The 19,225-nt window shown below is 48.2% G+C and carries 14 protein-coding genes; 3 read left to right on the forward strand and 11 right to left on the reverse strand.

What is annotated here, in order from left to right:
* Positions 1-63: 63 nt before the first annotated feature.
* Together CBW65_RS04900 and CBW65_RS04905 are read right to left on the reverse strand one after the other, a co-directional pair.
* Positions 64-405, reverse strand: a complete 342-nt coding sequence (locus tag CBW65_RS04900; RefSeq protein ID WP_157721776.1) for a hypothetical protein — start codon at positions 403-405, stop codon at positions 64-66.
* Positions 406-1,026: 621 nt separating this feature from the next.
* Positions 1,027-1,473 carry a Panacea domain-containing protein gene (locus CBW65_RS04905; RefSeq protein ID WP_087455877.1) on the reverse strand — a complete coding sequence of 149 codons (447 nt, stop codon included), beginning with the start codon at positions 1,471-1,473 and terminating at the stop codon, positions 1,027-1,029.
* 144 nt (positions 1,474-1,617) lie between these two features.
* Between CBW65_RS04905 and CBW65_RS04910 the strand changes: the two genes are divergently transcribed.
* From CBW65_RS04910 to CBW65_RS24085, 3 genes are all read left to right on the forward strand, one after another.
* Complete coding sequence (locus CBW65_RS04910; protein ID WP_087455878.1) at positions 1,618-2,952, forward strand: outer membrane protein assembly factor BamB family protein; 1,335 nt, start codon at positions 1,618-1,620, stop codon at positions 2,950-2,952.
* A 518-nt stretch (positions 2,953-3,470) separates the two neighbouring features.
* On the forward strand, positions 3,471-4,370 hold the full coding sequence (locus CBW65_RS04915; RefSeq protein ID WP_087455879.1) for a hypothetical protein: 900 nt from the start codon (positions 3,471-3,473) through the stop codon (positions 4,368-4,370).
* Between the two features lie 127 nt (positions 4,371-4,497).
* A complete protein-coding gene (locus CBW65_RS24085; protein WP_157721777.1) occupies positions 4,498-5,649 on the forward strand; it encodes a hypothetical protein in 1,152 nt (383 codons plus the stop codon).
* Between the two features lie 95 nt (positions 5,650-5,744).
* On the opposite strand, the gene CBW65_RS25315 is transcribed toward CBW65_RS24085, so the two are convergent.
* The 9 genes from CBW65_RS25315 to CBW65_RS04975 all read right to left on the reverse strand — a co-directional run bounded on the left by CBW65_RS25315 (position 5,745) and on the right by CBW65_RS04975 (position 19,127).
* Positions 5,745-6,143 carry a hypothetical protein gene (locus CBW65_RS25315; RefSeq protein WP_408646528.1) on the reverse strand — a complete coding sequence of 133 codons (399 nt, stop codon included), beginning with the start codon at positions 6,141-6,143 and terminating at the stop codon, positions 5,745-5,747.
* 226 nt (positions 6,144-6,369) lie between these two features.
* Entirely contained in the window at positions 6,370-7,170 is an 801-nt protein-coding gene (locus CBW65_RS04940; RefSeq protein WP_087455883.1) for an ExeA family protein, read from the reverse strand.
* The gene (locus tag CBW65_RS04945; RefSeq protein WP_087455884.1) at positions 7,163-8,518 is read right to left on the reverse strand and encodes a DDE-type integrase/transposase/recombinase; all 1,356 of its coding nucleotides are present in this window, start codon (positions 8,516-8,518) and stop codon (positions 7,163-7,165) included. Before CBW65_RS04945 ends, CBW65_RS04940 begins: the two co-directional genes overlap by 8 nt.
* A gap of 44 nt (positions 8,519-8,562) precedes the next feature.
* Entirely contained in the window at positions 8,563-9,099 is a 537-nt protein-coding gene (locus CBW65_RS24730; RefSeq protein ID WP_232463330.1) for a DUF6431 domain-containing protein, read from the reverse strand.
* Positions 9,100-9,400: 301 nt separating this feature from the next.
* Complete coding sequence (locus CBW65_RS24090; protein ID WP_157721778.1) at positions 9,401-9,823, reverse strand: hypothetical protein; 423 nt, start codon at positions 9,821-9,823, stop codon at positions 9,401-9,403.
* Positions 9,824-10,050: 227 nt separating this feature from the next.
* Entirely contained in the window at positions 10,051-10,494 is a 444-nt protein-coding gene (locus CBW65_RS04960; RefSeq protein ID WP_157721779.1) for a hypothetical protein, read from the reverse strand.
* 687 nt (positions 10,495-11,181) lie between these two features.
* The gene (locus tag CBW65_RS04965; protein WP_087455888.1) at positions 11,182-11,916 is read right to left on the reverse strand and encodes a hypothetical protein; all 735 of its coding nucleotides are present in this window, start codon (positions 11,914-11,916) and stop codon (positions 11,182-11,184) included.
* Positions 11,917-11,955: 39 nt separating this feature from the next.
* Complete coding sequence (locus tag CBW65_RS04970; RefSeq protein WP_087455889.1) at positions 11,956-17,184, reverse strand: RHS repeat domain-containing protein; 5,229 nt, start codon at positions 17,182-17,184, stop codon at positions 11,956-11,958.
* Positions 17,185-17,231: 47 nt separating this feature from the next.
* Entirely contained in the window at positions 17,232-19,127 is a 1,896-nt protein-coding gene (locus tag CBW65_RS04975; RefSeq protein ID WP_157721780.1) for a LamG-like jellyroll fold domain-containing protein, read from the reverse strand.
* Positions 19,128-19,225: the final 98 nt, after the last annotated feature.

Genomic DNA, 19,225 nt, shown 5'->3' on the forward strand with positions numbered 1-19,225 from the left:
TACCACCTCCGTTATCCTGTTACCCCGTTTTGCTTATTCTCATAATAATCGCCCACGAAAGTCTTAATCCAAGAGCCAATGCGCTCGAGAATACACAGCGCGGGATACCCAATCATACAGATGACGAAACACAACCGGCCAATTTGAAATTGCAAAGGAGTTTCCGGAAAAAAACTGAATGACCGATGCATCCGCGTAAAGCAAATCTGCGAAGTGGACCATGCCAACAAGATTTAGCACAAGGAAGATAAAGCTGTAGAGGACCATTAGAGCGTAGTACCCAGAGATAACAACTTTTCCTTCTTTTTTGGCATTATGAAAGAAAGAGACATAGTCATAGGTCATACAAAGTGTGTAGATGGCTGTTGCTCGAAAGAAATCTACCGAAGTGCCCGGTTTGGGCATCAGAAATAGCCACCCAAACAAAACAATCAAGATCCTTACCAGACCCAAAACACTCTTCCTTCCGTTGGCTAGCATTCGATTGCCATATATTGTTGTCTTTATAGTATCATACTTCATTTTCTTTGTAACCCGCTACGCGGAAACCAACTCCATCTGTGCAATCCCCCTTACTTGTAGCACCGCTAAAAGATAACCGAGATGAGGAGGATTAACAGAAACATCAGTAAAACTCACGTCACCATCTACAAGAGCATCACCTTGACTTGGGCACCGGTGCAAGAACACCCCGACCCTCACGGCGGGCAAGACCTACTACATCAAAGTCGTTGGCTACAACAACGGCAGCGTCCATACCCGTCTGGCAGTGACCCTGTAAAAAAGTGAACATGAAAATGCCCCGCCAAGACTTCCTCTTGACGGGGCATTTTTATGATTCGGGTGTCACTTGATGGAGCGGGTCAAGCCAGACGAGTTCAAACACGTCTGCCTGACGATACCCCCACAAGCGCCCGGCTATGCTAACTTTGATGTGATACAGGTGATCTTTGCTTAGTCTCTCAGGAATCCGATACTCCATTGATCCCTGTGGTACCCGATCCCGTCCCAAACCTTTTTGCCCATTTATTCCTCGGCGAGTTGGGAGTAGTACTGCACCATCGCTTCTACCGAGATGACCTCATTTGATCCCGTTTGAAGCCATGGGTCCTCCTGATGCGTCAGGTTTTCCAAGCGTTTAGCCGTAAAGTCCCCATAAGCTTCCCATACTTCCCCCAAAGTCTCCAACTGCTGCATCGTAAACAATTCGGCTGGGTTAAAATCTTCTAAATCAGAAGGGTCGATCGGCTGCCATTTATAATCACGGTACTTGTCAAACAGCGCGTAATTCGCCGGACCATGATCCCAATGCTCAAACTCTTCTTCGAATAAACGCTCACTTTGATTCCAAGTTGCATACCAGGCCTGTGCGTAATAACAGAGCTTTTGAAGTTTTAACGGGGTGATGTTGTCACCAGCTTCATAATCCACACGTGATCGAAAATAATCTGCCACATCAAAGATCGTTGCCATGCATCTGCCCCCTTTTGACCATATTATAGCATAGCCAAAACAGGAACGCACGTTCCCACATGGCGAGCCATATCAAATTTATTAGACGTGGCTTCACTTTCTACCTTCTCCAACGGCTCTATAGAAAAGGAGGAGATTAGACAGATGTCCTATACGCCCAAGACCAACTGGCAGTACGACGAAGTGCTGTCCGAAAAAGACATGAACCGCATCGAAGGCGGCATTGGTGCCAGCCAAGAGCAGCTCGACGCCCATCTCGCTGATCGCAACAACCCGCACGGCGTCACAGCCGACCAGATCGGAGCCGAGACGCCTTCCGGTGCCCAAGCCAAAGTGGACGCGCATGCCAATGCCACAACAACTGCACACATGGCAAGCGCCATTGCCTTGGATGACGCCGGAAACAACTTCACCGCCACCGATTTGGAAGGGGCGATGGTTGAGCTTTTCGGCTCTGTAAGTAATGGGAAAAGCCTCGTCGCGACCGCCATTACTGGTAAAGGGGGCACGGTAGCAGGGACTGCCCCATACAGCTTTCAACAGCTGACCGACGGAGTGAACAGCATCAAAACCGGGTACGCGCCGGGCGAAAACATCCCACTGACCGCCCTCGGGTCGAAGGTGCTGATGGACAAGCGTTTCGACATCCCCGGTCTGCACCATGTCCGCATGATGAACGAAGACCGCATCCATACCATCAACGGAACAAACCTTTACTCGGTCGATCAAAACGGCAATTTGCTTTGGTCCAATGCGTATGTGTCAAGTGATGTCGTTGATTTCGACGTTGACGCTGTCACGGGCGACACGTGGGTCGCTAACAGCCCAAACAGCATTAAGCACTTCACAAACACCGGCGTCCTTCAAACCGGTTATTACATGTCAAGCGTGACCGCTATCCGGGCACATAACAGTATTCAATACTGGGGCGGAACAGACGGCTTCATTCGAAAAACGGGACCTACTCCCTCGAACGCCATCTGGAGTTTCAACGATGCCAGCCAACCGATCCGTTCCGTCGATATCGACGCCCAGGAATCGGTCTATTACAGCTTCAACAACACTGCCGCAGGCAATGTGAAAAAACGAGATAAAAACGGGGCCTTGATCTGGAGCAGCGAAGCGATCAGCAGCCCCCTCGTCCATGTTAACCGACCCACCGGCAACGTGTACTTGCAAACGACCAACAAGAACCTTGTACGGCTCAACTCTGCCACAGGGGTCACCATGTGGATCAAGCCGATCAACGACGCTGTGCTGGTCGGGTCGGACAACACCGGGAACGTCTTCGTGCACAGTCCAACAGCCGGGCTGTCCAAATACGACCCCAACGGCAATCTCGTCTGGACAGAACCCAACCTGCGCATCCCCCACAACGTCGCCAAACGCACCGTGTTCGGAGATAACATCTACCTCTTCAACGGTGCCAACAACACCGTGCAACTGATGCGCCTGCGGCAATCACTGGTAGTTTCGTAATATAACCCTCTCTTAAAGAGAGGGTTTTTATTTTTTAGCAAACATACTTCGGGGATGGACATATGAGTATACCGAATCTCACCAATATCGGAGTTCATATAGATGCAAAATCACGAGATCGTGCGACTTTTGATCACTCACAGGAATTCCAAGGTGCCCCTGTCGCAACTTCACACTAACCAGACTTACACTTGTCAGCGCGCTTTGCCCCCTATCTCGATTGGGATTATTTGACGACAGAAAACAATATGCTTGCAATTCCCATGGATTATTACGATCATAAAGTTGTGACCAACATTCTCCGGCAGAAGATCCCTTACGACACGAACTACCTGCCTCTTACGGACGCTGCGATATTTTAAGCCCACAAGGAAGCGTATTATCAAATGTATTATGAGACTTACGACGAGTATTGGAAATTCCTCGCAATGTTTGTTGAAACGGGTCAATGGCGCTATTAATCCATCAGCTGTTGGGAACTATCCCAACAGCTTTTGATAATATTGGAGGTCATACCGATGCAGATAAGTATGCAAATCTTGTTTACTGCAAAGTTACGCGAGCGTACAGAATTTGATACGCTTCTGAGATCCTACGGAGTAAACCAAACGCAATTGCCGAAAGGGCCGCCTGCGCAATTCGCAAAAGAAATTGAGTTTCTTGACTATGATATTATGCTGCCTAACAACTCCGCCATTTTTGATGAATTACCAGACAAGCTCAATGCTCTCGGCGTTAAAAGCATTACTCGATCCTACTCCTTTTCCTTTGAGGAATCTGACTACGAACAATCCCCATTGTTCAATTTGCTCGGAACAGGAAACTCACCAGACGCTTTTCTCGAAGACCACGGTGCAGAATTTGAATTGGAGATTGTTTGTGACCACTGCAAGCTCCATAAGAAGCACCTAAACTCTCCACTCGTCATCGATACCTCCGGGTTAGCTTATCGCCATATGGTTTTTGTAGACCGTCAATTCCTTGTGATTTCTGAGCAGATGGCAGAGTTGCTAGAAGAATGGAAGATCACCGGCTATGACTTGAAGCCTGTCACTCACTATGGCGATCAGGAAGAACGCCAACCCGCTTATCAACTCATTCCGACAAGGGTTCTCCCCGCCTTGAGCAAAGAGACACCCGATTTAGAAGTCCTTGGAATGCGGAAATGCCCAGTATGTAATCTCAGAGGAAACGTGAAGTACCCTTTGCATTATAACTCCTATGATCTGCATCAATCGATACAGGACTTCAACGTAACTAGAGAATACTTCGTCAATGGCAATACACTCACAAGATTGCCCTTGATTAGTTCCAGTTTTCGCAAACTCGTGATCGAGTACGGAATTACCCCCGATATTCGAAGCGGAGAAGAAACAGGAGAATTGGATTGGAGATTTGAACCAGTTGCTACAGTATGAGGACACACAAACACCTTGCCTATAAGGCAAGGTGTTTTCTTTGTTCAGGATTTTTACTTCCGACAGTACAGGAGCTTGATTCATCTTTAGACCACTTGAGCGGCTCTAAGAAAAGGAGGTGTGTATCATGCCATACATTCCAAAAACCAACTGGCAGTACAATGATGTCTTAACCGAGCAAGACATGAACCGCATTGAGTCCGGCATCTCTGAGAGCAAGCAACAGATGGACACTCATCTGGCTGACCGCAGCAACCCCCATGCCGTAACAGCCGCACAGGTGGGCGCGATCCCGACTTCCGCCAAAGGCGCAGCCAGCGGCGTTGCCACACTGGACGCCTCGCAGCGTCTGACCGACTCTCAAGTGCCCGAACGCTTGAACAACTTCAGCAAATACGCGAGTCTCCCGGATGCGAACGGTCAATACATACGAGTGGAGTACACGTATGGCCAGTATACACTCGGCGGCACAGGTTCTTCCCCGTCGAAGTTTGGCGGTGGTCGAGGGGGTGGCGGCGGTGGCGGTACAGCAGCCTTCTCAACGGGCTATGTCACCAGCAGCGGTAGTTCTGGAGCTAGTTCAGTTGGTGCAGGAGGAAATGCTGCTGAATACCAAACGTCTGCTGAAACCGTTGCAATTGGTTGTGGTACCTTAGCGAATCCCCCGGTAAATGGTACAACAAACTCTACTCCTCAGGTATCTGGAATCAATGGTGCAGGTGGTGCAGGTTCTGCCGCTGCTTACGATGAAACTGCATGGACAGGTTCTGGTAGCAGCACCTATCACGGAGCCAAAGGCGGCAATGGAGGAGCCTCCACCAACGGTGGCGGTGGCGGCGGTGGAGGTGCGGCGGTCGTCTACACCTATTCTGGCACCACGACCGCGTATCAGCGAACAGGAAATGCCGGAGGTACTCCTACAGGCAACGGAGGCGGCTTGATCCTGATCATCGCCAAAGGCAACATCATCGTGAACACCGGCGGCAAGATCACGGCGAATGGAGCAAACGGCGGCAATGGCGGTTCGGGGGTCGGCTTTGCGGATACCGGTTCTGCAGTCATCGCGTACGGCGGTGGCGGCGGTGGTGGATGCGGCGGCGGCTGTGTCTACCTCCTGCACAAAGGCACCCATTCCAACAGCGGCTCGATCACCGTCAACGGCGGCTTGGGAGGTACAAGGGGCAACTACTTCAAATATGGAAGTACTGGCAGTGCCAGCGTTGCCGACCCGGGCCAGCCTGGTACAAACGGCACGATCTTTACGAAACAACTTACCTAGCAAGTAGAAAAGACCTGAGTCCGTAGAGGCGGTACTCAGGTCTTCTTTATGTGACCAGGAATCAAGTTAACGGTAAGCCTCCAATTTGAATCGCCCTAGTATGGACATTTGTACTCTGCAGAAGGTACAAGATTTATGTTTGTGAATACGTGCTGATTCACAAAATCTCGAAACCTTTCCGTGACAACAATTGTACCTGGCAAGCCAATGGGCCTAAATACATCCACTCCGTCCCAAGTGTCCTCATCAATCACAACATTTTTATATGTGTGGATTGTCCCGATTTTGCAAAACTGACAAGTCGGCTCGCTGACATATTCTATTTGCGAAAGAGTTGGGTTTACCTCAGTTCGACTGCCGCCATATGGGACAACGGCTTGATAATACACCGGGGGTTCATACGGTGACTTTCCTTTCCTTACAACTTTCACCACTTCTAGGGATTGGAAACTTTCGATCCCCTTTAATCCCGATTGAGCGTATAGTTTTACCACTCGTTCCGATACAACAAATGGTGAAACTGAACCAAATGCGAAATCCCCGTACGAGGGCTTGGACAACTTAATATGGTAAGGAGGTAACCATTCGCGCTGGCCAACTGGATCGTTACTGTTACTACTGCCCTATAATGTCCGTAAATTGACAGGCTCTGCTGTCCAAGAATTGACGAAAAAGATGACCGCGTGAGCGATGTTAAACCTGAAAGAAAAAACGGGAGAATCAAGTCAATTCTCCCGCGATTACCCGTTTCACCATGTGGTCGTCAATGATTCGATGCTTATTTGCTGCTCCATAGATCAGACTATGTGTGGCAGCCTTATTAACCAAGCGAATCGTACCACTTGAATAACGATAGATCTCATCGACCGCACCATCCGTGAAAATGTCACGGCTAACGCCCGCATATTCCAGATGACGAGCTATGTACGCCCCAACCTGTGCGCGGTCGTAGTGAACCAGTTTGCACTGTAGATCAATCCTTTGCCGAATGGCCGTAAACATCTGGAGTTGAAGGCGATCCCACAGTTCATTTTGTCCGACCAGGATCAGAGCCATTGGACTCTGGGCATCCATTTTGAAGTTCAGCAGAAACCGTACTTCTTCAAACATTTCTTTGTCTAGCAGATGCGCTTCATCGACCACCACGACTGGTTGCAGGCGATGAATCCCCCGCATCAGCTCAATTTCCCGATGCAGTTGTCTCTTGCTGTCCCCTCGATAAAACTTCGCTTCACACCCCAACTGTTCAAGCAATCCCTTGTAAAAATGGCGAGGCGTTAGCTTTGAATCGGATAGGTACAACAGTTTAAATCTCGATGTGTCGAGCACATCCGCGAATCGGCGGATGGTCGTTGTTTTACCAGTTCCGCAATCGCCGGTCACAACGGAGAACCATTGCCTTTCGGCCGTATATTCCAATCTCTCAAGCGTTTCTTCCAAAACATCCGACGCATACAGCTCATGGGTAGGCATATCACGAGAAAAAGGGGTTCTCGCCATTTCATAAAACGCCTCAAACATCTCGCTTCGCCTCCTCCCGAATTTTGCGGAATGAGACGGCGCGTGTTTGACGTTCTTTCCTGACTTGATTCTTCTTCTCCGCAGCGTCCAGTAACCGTGAACCTTCGACTATAAGCGGTTCAATTGTCGACGGGATAGAGGGGCGTCTTCCTGCCCATTCACCTATGATCAGTTCTTTCGCCTGCCACGGTGTATGGCTGCCATACTCAATTGTAATCGTCGAGATGTCACGCGGGTCGTAGACGACTTCAACCTTTTGTCCAATGAAAGAAAGCCCGACCTCGTATTTCTTCCCCATAAAACTAATACAGCCAGCCTTGTCCACTTTTCTCGTTTCGCTGTGTAAAAACGCATCCGCAATGAGAGATTCCTCGGCGAGCCGGAGCGGCGTCGAGCCGCTTCGAAATGCCACCTGCGGGCTAGAATTGTCATCGAGTGCGGAATGGGGTTTGGTCTGGTAACATTCGGTGAGCCAAACTTGGAACAACAGATTGAGCTGGTCGAGTGTCTGGGGCTTTTCAAGCGCAGCTTCCGTTAGGAAACTGTCTATGACCCGGTTGAAGCGCTCGATTTTCCCTTTGGATTCGGCTGCATATGGCCTAGTAAAGCGAAGACGTATGCCAAGTTTTGCACATGTACGAGTCATACTTTTGGTTCGAAATTGCTTGCCGTTATCAAAGTAGACAGAATCAGGTACGCCATTTGTTTGTATTGCGAAACGGAAGCAGTCTTCTACGATCGTTTGGTCGAGTGTTGGATAGAAAGCCGCATGCAACACATAACGAGTCGCATCGTCGATGAACGCAACGAGATAGACTTGCTTGTTGGCTCCGCCTTCACCAATCGGTAGATACGGCCCGAATTTTATGTCAGCTTGCCACAGTTGGTTACGCTGTTTGTGTTGAAAGCGTCTGGCCGCAAGGCCAGAGGTTGAGTATAGTCGCATGTGGCGAGTGCTGTAGCCGTTCTCCATCAATTTTTCCTGCAAGGTGCTGCGCTTGATCTCACCGGGCTTCGCTAAACCTTCCCACTCCAAGATCTGAATGATTTGTGCAACACTGCGGCTGGGTACTTCTCGGCGAAGCAGGATGGCTTGCTCAAGGAGATAGGGAGTAATTGCTTCGGCTGTTTGCCTTTGACCCTTCCCTTGAGGTCGAAGTCCGGCGAAACCTTCGGCCCGGTAGGCAGATAGATAACGACGGAGAGTTCTTTCGGATAAGCCGGTTTGTTCACAAATGGCTTTCTTCAGCTCTTTGGCTTTTCCAGGGTCAATACCATCGGCCAACAGAGGAGAGATCAACTGCATCCGTTCGACGGCGATCTCTTCTGCCTTTTTGTCGTTTTTCATAGGAATCTACAGTCCTTTCCAATAGGATGTAGATTCACGATACCTTAGGGAATCGCGGACAAGAAGGCGAAACGGGTATGTACCCATAATTGAGAATGAACGATGGGTCGGACAACTCTCGCCAGCCAACCTGCCTCTTGTCCAACGTAATGTCCGATCCTTTGGAGTGCAGACGGTGAAGGTACGGACAATGGCTCCACCGGATTTTCTTGACGCGCTGCAACCGTTGATAAACAATTAACCCAGTATTGCCAGCACACCTTGAACCAAATGTGCCAGCGATACAGGGTTGATTCATCAGCGGCTACGTCTGAGGTCTGCGCCTGAGACAAGACTGCTTCAAGGCATTCGGCTTCATAACGTTTATAAGGAACGAGCAGGTCCGGCAACTCATGATGGATCTTCCCGCACCCCTTGCAACGCAAACGACGAATGATATAGGTGACCCGTTCACTGGTTGGCTTACGCCCAATGCGACTCCTGCTACCGATCACGAACAGTTCATGCTCACAGACAGGGCAGATATGCTGCTCTGCACTCCTAACGAAAAACACCACGTTTTCTATTTTCTTCGAGCCCATAATTTGATAAAATGATCATGCGATTTTTTGGGACGACTCTGGTGCAACTGTTAGCGCAGCGGCACATCATACAGAGTCGTCTTTTTCCTTTTTTTAATTTGTACGTGGTCATTATATCCGTCAATTTTTGGACAGGCAATAGCGTCAGCTTTTGGTCAATTGGCATTGGCTGTAACACGTTACATTCCGGACACCGCGGAGCATCCCCAGTTTCCAACTCGGCATATTCCGTGAAAGCGAAATGTCGATCATTGAACAGAGTCATTTCGATCACAAAAAATTCCATACAGCTCCTCCTGCTCTATTGTTCTCCTTGTCCACCTTTGTATTTTAGATTTACTCCGGGTATCCTTTGCCTAATAGCTGGCTCTTGATGTAATGCATGCAGATAATTCCTAAAGCTTTCAGGAGTAGCTTTCGGATTGTCCTGCAGCCATTTAACTACCCGACTATCATATTCTCGATGCCAGGTTTGATATCCTTTATGAGCATCGGCATCTGTTGCACGGTATTTAAAGGCTGGATCCTCTCTGTCGAAAACTCCTTTTAAAGTTGCATGTTGCTTCAACTCATTCATGATTTTGTTTGACAACAAATGATGAATTTGACCTGTTGAATTAACAACATACGTAAAAGTTGCCGTTGCTCCAACCACAAAGAATCCTGACGTGTCAAACACTAATGTCGTAGGTTGAACATCCGCCTGGAAGATAGTTGCAAGCATTAGCACGGATTTTCTCAGCTTGATTATGATACGAATCCATACTTTTCTTGTTTTTTGCTTTATTCGCTATTTGCCACATAACTCCAAGTCGGCCTATCTCCATTGCAGCAGCCGTGTTCAGCATGCTATCGTACTTTTGACTCGGATGTGACCCACAAGAAGGTCACTTTTTTTCAAAGTGTCCATCTTGTGGGTCATAGTTCAGAGGCGGTACTCAGATCTTTTCATCACTTTGATAACGCAATCGCTGTTCTGATTGCTTGTGCTAAGGCTCCTGCACCCAGATTAATACCACAAGAGATGCTCTCATCCTCCAAATGGTCAAATCCATTCTTACCGGAGTTGATCGTTGGAATAACAGTGTAGCCTTCTTCTACATTCCATTCCAAACTCACATACTTCATGTTTTTGACAGCCTTTACATACCCTTTCACCTTTACAACTTTTTCTATTACCGATGGCTTTAGTTCCTCACTAGGCTCCATTACGTTCCAATCATCAACTACTTGTTTTACGTCTGACTCCAGCATTTGGTCCGTATATCCGCTTTCCAAAAAATGAGGCAACTCAAGGTCTATGATTGCCCCTCCCCACTTTTTAGAGATACCTCTGGGCAGAATATATAAGTCTCCGTTCGATGCAGAATATAGACTCACCATTTTAAAATCCAACCGAATCATCCCGATTCACATGACCAAAAAAGTTCTGGTGCCAAAAATGCACACCCCGTTTGTTATAACGCAATCAAGCGACTTCATCAGTCCAAACGCCTCTTGGGATACGCCTAGAATGGACATTTGTACTCTACAGAAGGTACTAGATTTATGATTGTAAATCCGTGCTGGTTCACGAAATCTCGAAACCTTCCGTTACGACAATTGTACCCGGCAATCCAATTGGCCAAAATACATTTGCTCCATCTCAGGTATCCTCATCAATCACAACATTTTTATATGTGTGGATATTGTCCCGATTTTGCAAAACTGAAAAGTAGGCTCGCTGACATATTCTATTTGCGAAAGAGTTGGGGTTTTCTCAGTTCGACTGCCGCCGTATGGGACTACTGCTTGATAATACACCGGGGGTTCCTCTGACGACTTGCCTTTCCTTGCCACCTTCACCACGTCTAGGAGTTGGAAACTGTTAATTCCCTTCAATCCCAATTGTGAGTACAGTTTTACCACTCGTTCCGATACAACAAATGGTGAAACTGAATCAAATGCGAAATGCCGATCATTGAACAGATTCATTTTTATTGAAAAAATCCATGACCCCTTCTCCTATCGTATTCATCTACTCGATCAATTAGATTACGAAGAGACCTGAGTCTGGAAGATTCCAGCTCAGGTCTCATTTTGCTAGTTCAGAAGAGTATTACAAAGCAGGTGAAACGTTCCTTGTAAACCCCGATATGGATTGTTCCAGTACATGGCCACTTGATTCAAAGGGCGGATTTTTTTCGTCCCGTTCATCAATTGAATCACCCAACCGTAATCTTCATCTGATCCCCAACTTCCTCCAAATTTGCAACGTAACAGTTCTCCGAAGTAGGCCGCAGCATCGCAGAGAAAATCCCAGTCAACTTCAAGACTTTCATCTTCTTTGCTACGTATTACCTTCTCCAGCGCTGCAACGGTGTCTGGATTGGTATGATCAAGTTGATGATCGTATTCAAAGCGCTTTACTCGCTCCGTAAGATTGTCCAGTACGCTTCTTGCTATCTCATCTGTAGGCTTAGGCACACCTTTCGCACTTATCTCGAACCAAGAAAGCCCTTTGTCCACAATCAGTTGAACCATTTCAGCTAAGACTTCCTTCAAGTTCTCTTCGTCTGTATAATACCACCAAATATCTTCCCTACCAGAAAGTGTTGCACCATAAATACCCACTGGGTCCCGACTCGTTTCCAAAAAAACGCGCACAGCCTGATGGCGATGACCACTCTTGTCAAAGACGATATATTGAGTCAAGTTACCCATCTGTTTACTGTACGTCCACATATTTGCTCCTGATCTCTTAGGGTCTAAAGAGAACCCCTGCTCAGTGATAGGAGCAGTAGCCATTAGCAGCATTTTTTTCAAACCCTTGGACATATTTCTGACCTCCCTGGTTCTTTCATTATGGGGAATTCACTAACCCCCCAATGGTGGAAACAGATACCCGGCAATTTGTATTCCTCTAATTATAAAGTAAGCAGTTGTACCAGCTGCTGCAGTTTGGTTCACCCGATCCCAAGATAAAGAGCTGCTGTTACCGCTTTCCGGTTTTTTTACCTCTCCGTAGTAAATTACTCCAGGATCTGTGTCATAAAAGGTGTACAATCTCAGTAATTTATTGGAGTTTGTGGGATGAGGAAGATCCAAAAAATCCGGATTCCATGAAACTCCCGCCTTAGTTTTAATACCGTAGGTTGAACTCCAGGCATTTAAGTATCTATTCAACTGCACCTTCCCTTGCTTATTTTTATCCGTGGAGCCATGGTAGGTAATTGGTTTTAATTCGTAGATTTCAAATATAGTGAAATCTTCATCCCATAACCCCATATCAAGTCGATTCTTACCATCCGGAGTTTGCGTTTCAACCCTTGCATGTTCTTTGCCAAATTTCCCAAGAAAGTAAGCTTCAACCTCTTGATGAACCAGTATCCCGAACAAGTTCTTACGTTCTTCGTAGTAATTGGGATCCTTAGTTACCCCCTCTTGCCTATGTCCGGACGGATCGATATACGTAAGAGGATTGTTCTGAACATACGAATACAGGTTCAGACTGAGCGGGTCGTTTGCTTCCCCTTCATACGTGTCTTCGTTGATAAAGCGACCTTGGCTTGGATCGTACCAACGGGCACGCAGGTAAATCAGCGATGTAGACGGGTCTTGGAGTTCGCCTGCGTAATGAAAGGAGTTGTGAACCTGTGCCGTTTCGGTCAGTTGGTTGCCCCAGATGTCATACGTGTATTGGTTCAGCAGGGCTCCGTTTGCATCACGGATTTCGGTGACATCGCCGTGACCGTTGTGGAGATAGTAGGCTTTTTGACCATCGGCCGTTTCCAATGCGGCAAGACCGTTGCCGCGGATATAGCGGACTTTCAGTGAAGCTGCACCATTCACTACATCAGCTTCAGCGATGATATCCTGACCATCGTAGTAATATCGGGTTGTCGCTCCATTTTCTTTGCGTTCGTAGAGCAGACCATCGCCGTCATATGCATATTCTACCACGTTGCCATCCGCTGCGGTTACACGGATCAGACGATTCCACTCGTCATATTCATACCCTGCTGCAGACGGTTCCAGCGGACGGTCGGATTGCAGAGAATTGCGGTTGCCGCGCACGTCATAGGCGTAGGTTTCTGCAAACTGGCTCGACGTTTCGACACGGCGCTGCTTGTCATAGGTGAACGTGAAGATGTTGCCGTTTTCCGTCTTTTGGGTCTGGTTGTCAGCCGCATCATATTCATAAGCAAAGGTGTTCAGAGCAGCGTTGGTTTGATCCTTTTGTTCAAGAGCAACGAGGTTCTTGTTGGCATCGTACGTCTTCCCAATGGTAATGCCGTTCAGGAACGTTCCTGTCTTGACCTGCCCGATCGAGTTGTACGTATATGCAGCTTCGGGAGCAGCTGTCGCACTGCCAACGGAAAGCGATCCGATCTGATTGCGTTGATTGATGCTGTAGAAGATCTCACGACCAAATGGATCGGTCATCTTGGTGCGGTTCCCCGCTGCGTCATACGCGTAGGAGATGGACTTGCCATCCGGCAACTGGACAGCTGCCAGGAGACCCAACGCGGTGTAGGCATATGCTGATATGCCGCGCACATCGGTCATCTTGGTTCGCTTGCCCGCAAGGTCATACTCATAAGAAACCACATCAGAGGGCGTTGATTTGCTAGTCAGCTGGTTGCGATTGTCATATGCGTATTGGATCGTTTGGCCTTTGCGGTCGATCTTACTGAGCAAATTGCCATTCGCATCATAGTAATATTTCTCGGCTTGTCCTAATGGATCGACTTTTTTGATCAAACGGCCGAGTGCATCATACGTTTTGACTGTTTGCTTGCTGTCCGGGTACAGGATGTTCGTCTGATTTCCCAGCAGGTCATATGTGTAAGAGATGATCTTGCCATCCGGATCGGTAACGCTCGTCAGCTCTTGCACGGCATTATATTGATATCCGGTACGAGCTCCTTTGCCGTCTTCTTTGAAGATCATGTTGCCGGCAAGGTCATAGCCGGTCTTCTGAATGACCTGATTGCCTTTTACAGCATCGACCGTTTCATTCAGGACAACGCGGCCCAACTTGTCGTACGTCTCGCGCTGTGTCGCGCCATCCGCATCGGTGACCGCCTTGTTGCGCAGGGCATCGTTGTAGAGGATCGTGGATTTGGTCAGGTCTGCGTACGTAAGTTCAATCGGGCGTGCCCAAGGATCGTATTTAGTCGCAGTACGGTTGCCCAGTGCATCTTCTTCCCAGATCGGGTTGCCCGAGTTGTCATACCCGTATTTGGCTTTCGCTTGGTACACGCCGTCAAGGATTGCACCTGCTTCTGTTTTCCAGCCGAGCTGGTTGAACTTCGTCAGGCTCTTCAGCCCGAGTTCATCAACCGTTTCCACCTCGTTTTGCAGATCGCGGTAAGTCACCGTTTGCGTCGAGAGGTCTGCATTGGTCTGCTTGACTGTACGGCCGAGCTTGTCGTACTCGTAGGCGGTGCTGTTCCCTTTGCCATCGGTCCACTTGGTCATCGCGCCGAGCGGGAGGCTGTACTCGAACGATTGGCTGCTCGTTTGCACGGCACCGTCGATATCTGTGGTTTGCACGGTGAGTTTCGTCGGGAATGCGTATTGGTACTGCGAACTGTACTCCACTTGCTGCACCAGATCGCCGGTCGTGCCTTTGTCACGGGAGGAGATCACGTTCCCGTAGCTGTCGTATTCGTAGTTCTGTTGGCGGAGCAGTTGATCGTTTTCTTTGATTGTCACTTGCAGCGGGCTGCGCTGCGCGTTGTAGGTGAACTCCGTCTTTTTCGTTTGCGTTGCGCTGATCGGCTCTGTAACGCTTTTCAGCAAATGGGTCAGCGTATCGTAGACGTATGTTTTGGCGGTGCCGTTCGGGTCGGTTTCGGTCATCACATTGCCGTAGTCATCGTACGTCTGGGACGTCGTTGTCGCCTCAGCCGGGGTACCTGCTTTGATGAATTGGTTGCTGACCTGGTTAGGTACAGGCAGTCTGCGCGTCTCATCATAGGTCTTGGTCACGAAGCGCTGCTCATCGTTGGCGCTTTGTGTGACTTTGGTGTTGTAGTAAACAGCTCCCAGCGAAGAGTCAATGTAGTCTTTCTTTTGATCAAACTTACTAGCGACGCCTTCTTTTTGAATCGACACGGAGAACGTCATGTCCGTGGAGTAGGAACTGCCCATATCCCCGGTGTAGGTGATCGTTTTCGTGTTTTTGTTTTCGACCGTTCCGTTGCTGTAGACCAGTTGATCGGAAACGGAAGCGAGTCGGTACGTTTCGTTCACCGCCGAAGAAGCGAGGAAGCGCTTGGTTATGTTCGGCTCGTAGTTGTATACCGTTTTTGCGCCGGTCGGATGGGTGACGCCGGAGACGAGCGCATAAGGGTTGGACGTGTTCGGCGTGCTGCCGAGCAGGTTGAATTTGGCTGCTTTGATCGCGTAATCATACGTGGTGCGACGCCCTGCTTCGTCGGTGACAGAGGTCAGCAGCTCTTTGTTGCTGGCAGCCGTGGAAACTTGCTTGGTGTAGACGACGGTGCGGTCGCCTTGGGTCAGGCGAACTTCCTGCGGCGTATAGGTGATCGCGATGGCATTGCCAACGGAGTTTTCGATACGGGATAAAACTTTGCCATAGGTTGCATGAGTCGTATAAAGGAACTGCACATAGTTGCCATACGTGTCTGTCATTTTGATCAGACGGCCCGTGGCGTCAAAATATTGCTTGGTGCCGGAGTTTTCCGACTTGAGCACAGACGCGGAAGTCACGCCGTTTACCACGACAGACGTGTCTGCCGTGTAGGTGAGATCTTTCCACGTGTAGCCCTTGAGCGAGGAACCTGACACTTCATAGGTGCCGCTATCTGCAAGGTGTACGTACTTCTTGCCATCTTTCGATTCAACAGACGGCATTTTCCACGACCAGCCGGTGCCAATCGGATAGAGGGTTTCTTCGTACGATTTTACAGTCCGGTTGTAATAGCTGGTGTATGAACCGACTTCTACAGGCTGGATTTCCGGAGCGGAATCGCTGTAGTATGTTACATCCCTAATACTGATGTAGTACGAATCGCCGCGCCAGGATGAGGAGGAGAAGACGCTACCGTTTTTGCTAATGACGCTTGATCGATAGGAATCCGCCTCACTATAAGTTGCAAATGGAGAAGTAACCAAGGTGGAATTGGATGCGCTGCTAATTGATGCTGTAGAAGAGGTAGCGCTGCTGGAAATCGAGTAAGGGTTAACTTCGTAAACGTAACGTATGTAGGGTAGACCATTACTGGTGTCCCACCCTCCGTAATGCACTCTGCTCTTCAGAGAAGTCATCTCGCTGCTTAGCCCAGAATTCGTGTAGTAAACTTCAGACCCGGTTTTATTTGTGGAAGAGATAACAATCCCACCCTTATAATCCGGGTTATAGTCGCCATTTCTGTCTTCTTGATAATCTTGCGTTTCTACCCACGTGACATTGTAACCGCGCGCTTCTCGTAAGGAACGAACGTCAAACAGCACGCGATAGTCATATTCACTTGAGGTTGATGAAGTGGTAGACATATCGAATAACTGGGCATTTTGACTCGAATACGTGCGCTCCAGAGAAAAATCCAGTCCGTTTCGTCCGACCAGTGTCATATCGGACGCATTCAGCGACAAGGCTCCGGAGAGGGTCGAGATGTTTTCATCACCTAACGATACCTTGTAGGGGGCCTCATTAATTTCACCGCCGAGGTCTTGCGGCGGAGTTACGACCGGGTCGGTGACCGAAGTTACAGCCACTGCCATTTTCGGATCGGAAGGCACAAGAAGCTCTGGGTCAGCAACAATTTTACTCTTCACTTCTTTTGACTTGTTTGCCTGCTGAGGCTTAAGTTGTTTGAGAGTTTCTTTGTAGGGCTTCTTGGTCCACTTGGAGAGTTTCAAAGCATTGCCAAGTTCAGTTGCGGATACGCCTCCATTTAACTCATCCTGTACGAATTGCTCGGTTACACCGAACTCTTTGGCCAGTTTGGAGATCTGATTGTTCTTCTTGTCAACCTTATCAATCTTCGCAGCAGAAACAGGTGTAGTTGTCGTGAAAATCATCGACATAATGAGTGTCGCGACGGCCAGCCTGTTTAATCTTCTATTTTTCATACGTTGCCCACTCCAATCCGAATTTTACCATGGTACATGCAGGTGTCCTACAACTGGTCGAAATCAGTTTTGAAGATTGTGAATTCATCAATCGGTAAAGGTTGATGAGCGATGAACGAGGATGCAAGTTCCTCAGCACTCCTTGCAATAGATGAGAATCGGATATCTTCATGCAAAGTGTCTAATTGCTTACTTGAACCAGAATCGCCAATATAAATAGTCGGGTAGATCTGACTCGGCAATTTAGGCGAAGGGACAGTTGCCACCCGGACACCGTCTACGTAGGCCGTTAGCGCGGCTGGATTCCAGGTCAGTGCGATACGATGCCAACCTACCGGCGTTTGAGCATTACTAAAGGTAAGTGTACTCATCTGGTTAAAATCGTTATAGGTGTGAACTACCCACTGCTTCAAGTACGCATCGTGATGAAAGCGAATGCCGTAGGAATCCAGCATTTTTTCGAGAACAAACAGACTTCCCGTTCTTGACTGTAGCAACGTCTCATCGATATACACCAGCTGTTCCCAGGTACCTTGAGATTTTGTTTTTACTGGTTTGTTCAAATTGATAGCTAAATTTTCTTTGCCACCAAATCCAGGCGCAAACGAAGTTGCGACGGGATTGTTTTCTTTTCGCACCCATTCTAAACTTACTTTTGCCTCTGCCCCCTCAATGAACAAGGATGACATGCCTCGCAAGTTACTTTGCGAAGTTGTCGTAAATACGACTTGGTACCATCCTCCGCCTTGTTCACTGATTGTTGCAGTACCGCCGTTGCTGGTCTCGATTACCATCGTTTCCAGATTGATCTCAAGTCCGACATCATTTAACGTCGTGCCATCCTTTTGCTCATAATCATTAGCCAACTTGAATTTTGCACCGGGTGCTACGGATTGTTTTCTAATCCAGAAGGAATCGGTTAGAATTCCCCCTGTGGGAAGCGTGATCCAGTTCTTGTTCTGCTGATATCCGAAGCGACCACTGCTGCTGTCTGTCTTTTCAATCTCGATCCGCTGCGTATCCGCCCGTACACTTCCCGTTCCAGTCGCAGATTCGGTCGCATACGATTTCCAGTCATGCTGCCCATCAAGCCAATAAAAGGCGGCATATAAATTGCTGTAAGCATTCTCAAGCCCAACCGCTTTGCCGACTCTGTTTGGCGACACCCAGGCTGTCACATCAGGTTGTTTTTCAAATTGAAGACCATCCAGATAGACTAATTTCGTCTCCGTAGACTCGGCTTCAACTTGAATTCCATATCTCATGATAATTTTCCCATCTGAATTGAACTTCGCCTCCGAGTTACAAGTAAGGCGTTGCCACGATCCGTCAGCGGCAATGCTTGAGCATGCAGTGACAGCAGAGGTGTCATGTAGTGCCAATAGATGAATCCTTGTTCCCGCTTCTGCTTGAACATAGGTTGAAAAGGTGTAGATGTTGCCAGCTTCTCCACCCTGCAATGGCACTTCTGCAGCGAGGTAATCTTGATTGTCAGCAAGCGTGACACGTACACTCGTTTCCCCTTCCCAGTGCCGTTCTGACGTTACCTCAATCGGTCCGGGGAACGGAGTCACCCCCCAGTACTGCATCGTCCCAGTTGCGATCTCTTTGGGCAAGATGTTCTTCGATGCATGGCTCGCGAAATACCCCTGCTCCATACGTGGCTGGTGATGATAAAGGACCTCTTGATTGCGATTGTACGATACACTTGGCCTCTGGAAGTTCAATCGGAAAATCTCTTTGACTGAAATCAGATTTCCAACGGCATCGTAGGTGAAACTCTTAACAGGCTGACCATCCTTCAGCATTTGAGCTAACCGATTGTTCGAGTCATAGACGTATTCATAGATGGATCCTGCAAACACCATTGTCGTAAGTTGAACCATCAGCAAAAGCAGGCAAAGCATAGTTGTCAGAACCCGAAAGCACTTTTTCTTCGACACGACCATCCCTCCATTTTGTTAGATTCTGATTCATTATATATTCCAAGAATTGTATAATCAATGATTAATTTAGTATATTGTTATTATTTTAAATTACA

The organism is Tumebacillus avium (assembly GCF_002162355.1).
GTDB lineage: Bacteria > Bacillota > Bacilli > Tumebacillales > Tumebacillaceae > Tumebacillus_A > Tumebacillus_A avium.

Coding starts and splice junctions, on each gene's coding strand:
- CBW65_RS04900 (WP_157721776.1), bottom strand. CDS start 405: ATGCCCAAACCGGGCACTTCGGTAGATTTCTTTCGAGCAACAGCCATC.
- CBW65_RS04905 (WP_087455877.1), bottom strand. CDS start 1,473: ATGGCAACGATCTTTGATGTGGCAGATTATTTTCGATCACGTGTGGAT.
- CBW65_RS04910 (WP_087455878.1), top strand. CDS start 1,618: ATGTCCTATACGCCCAAGACCAACTGGCAGTACGACGAAGTGCTGTCC.
- CBW65_RS04915 (WP_087455879.1), top strand. CDS start 3,471: ATGCAGATAAGTATGCAAATCTTGTTTACTGCAAAGTTACGCGAGCGT.
- CBW65_RS24085 (WP_157721777.1), top strand. CDS start 4,498: ATGCCATACATTCCAAAAACCAACTGGCAGTACAATGATGTCTTAACC.
- CBW65_RS04940 (WP_087455883.1), bottom strand. CDS start 7,170: ATGTTTGAGGCGTTTTATGAAATGGCGAGAACCCCTTTTTCTCGTGAT.
- CBW65_RS04945 (WP_087455884.1), bottom strand. CDS start 8,518: ATGAAAAACGACAAAAAGGCAGAAGAGATCGCCGTCGAACGGATGCAG.
- CBW65_RS24730 (WP_232463330.1), bottom strand. CDS start 9,099: ATGGGCTCGAAGAAAATAGAAAACGTGGTGTTTTTCGTTAGGAGTGCA.
- CBW65_RS24090 (WP_157721778.1), bottom strand. CDS start 9,823: ATGCTTGCAACTATCTTCCAGGCGGATGTTCAACCTACGACATTAGTG.
- CBW65_RS04965 (WP_087455888.1), bottom strand. CDS start 11,916: ATGTCCAAGGGTTTGAAAAAAATGCTGCTAATGGCTACTGCTCCTATC.
- CBW65_RS04970 (WP_087455889.1), bottom strand. CDS start 17,184: ATGAAAAATAGAAGATTAAACAGGCTGGCCGTCGCGACACTCATTATG.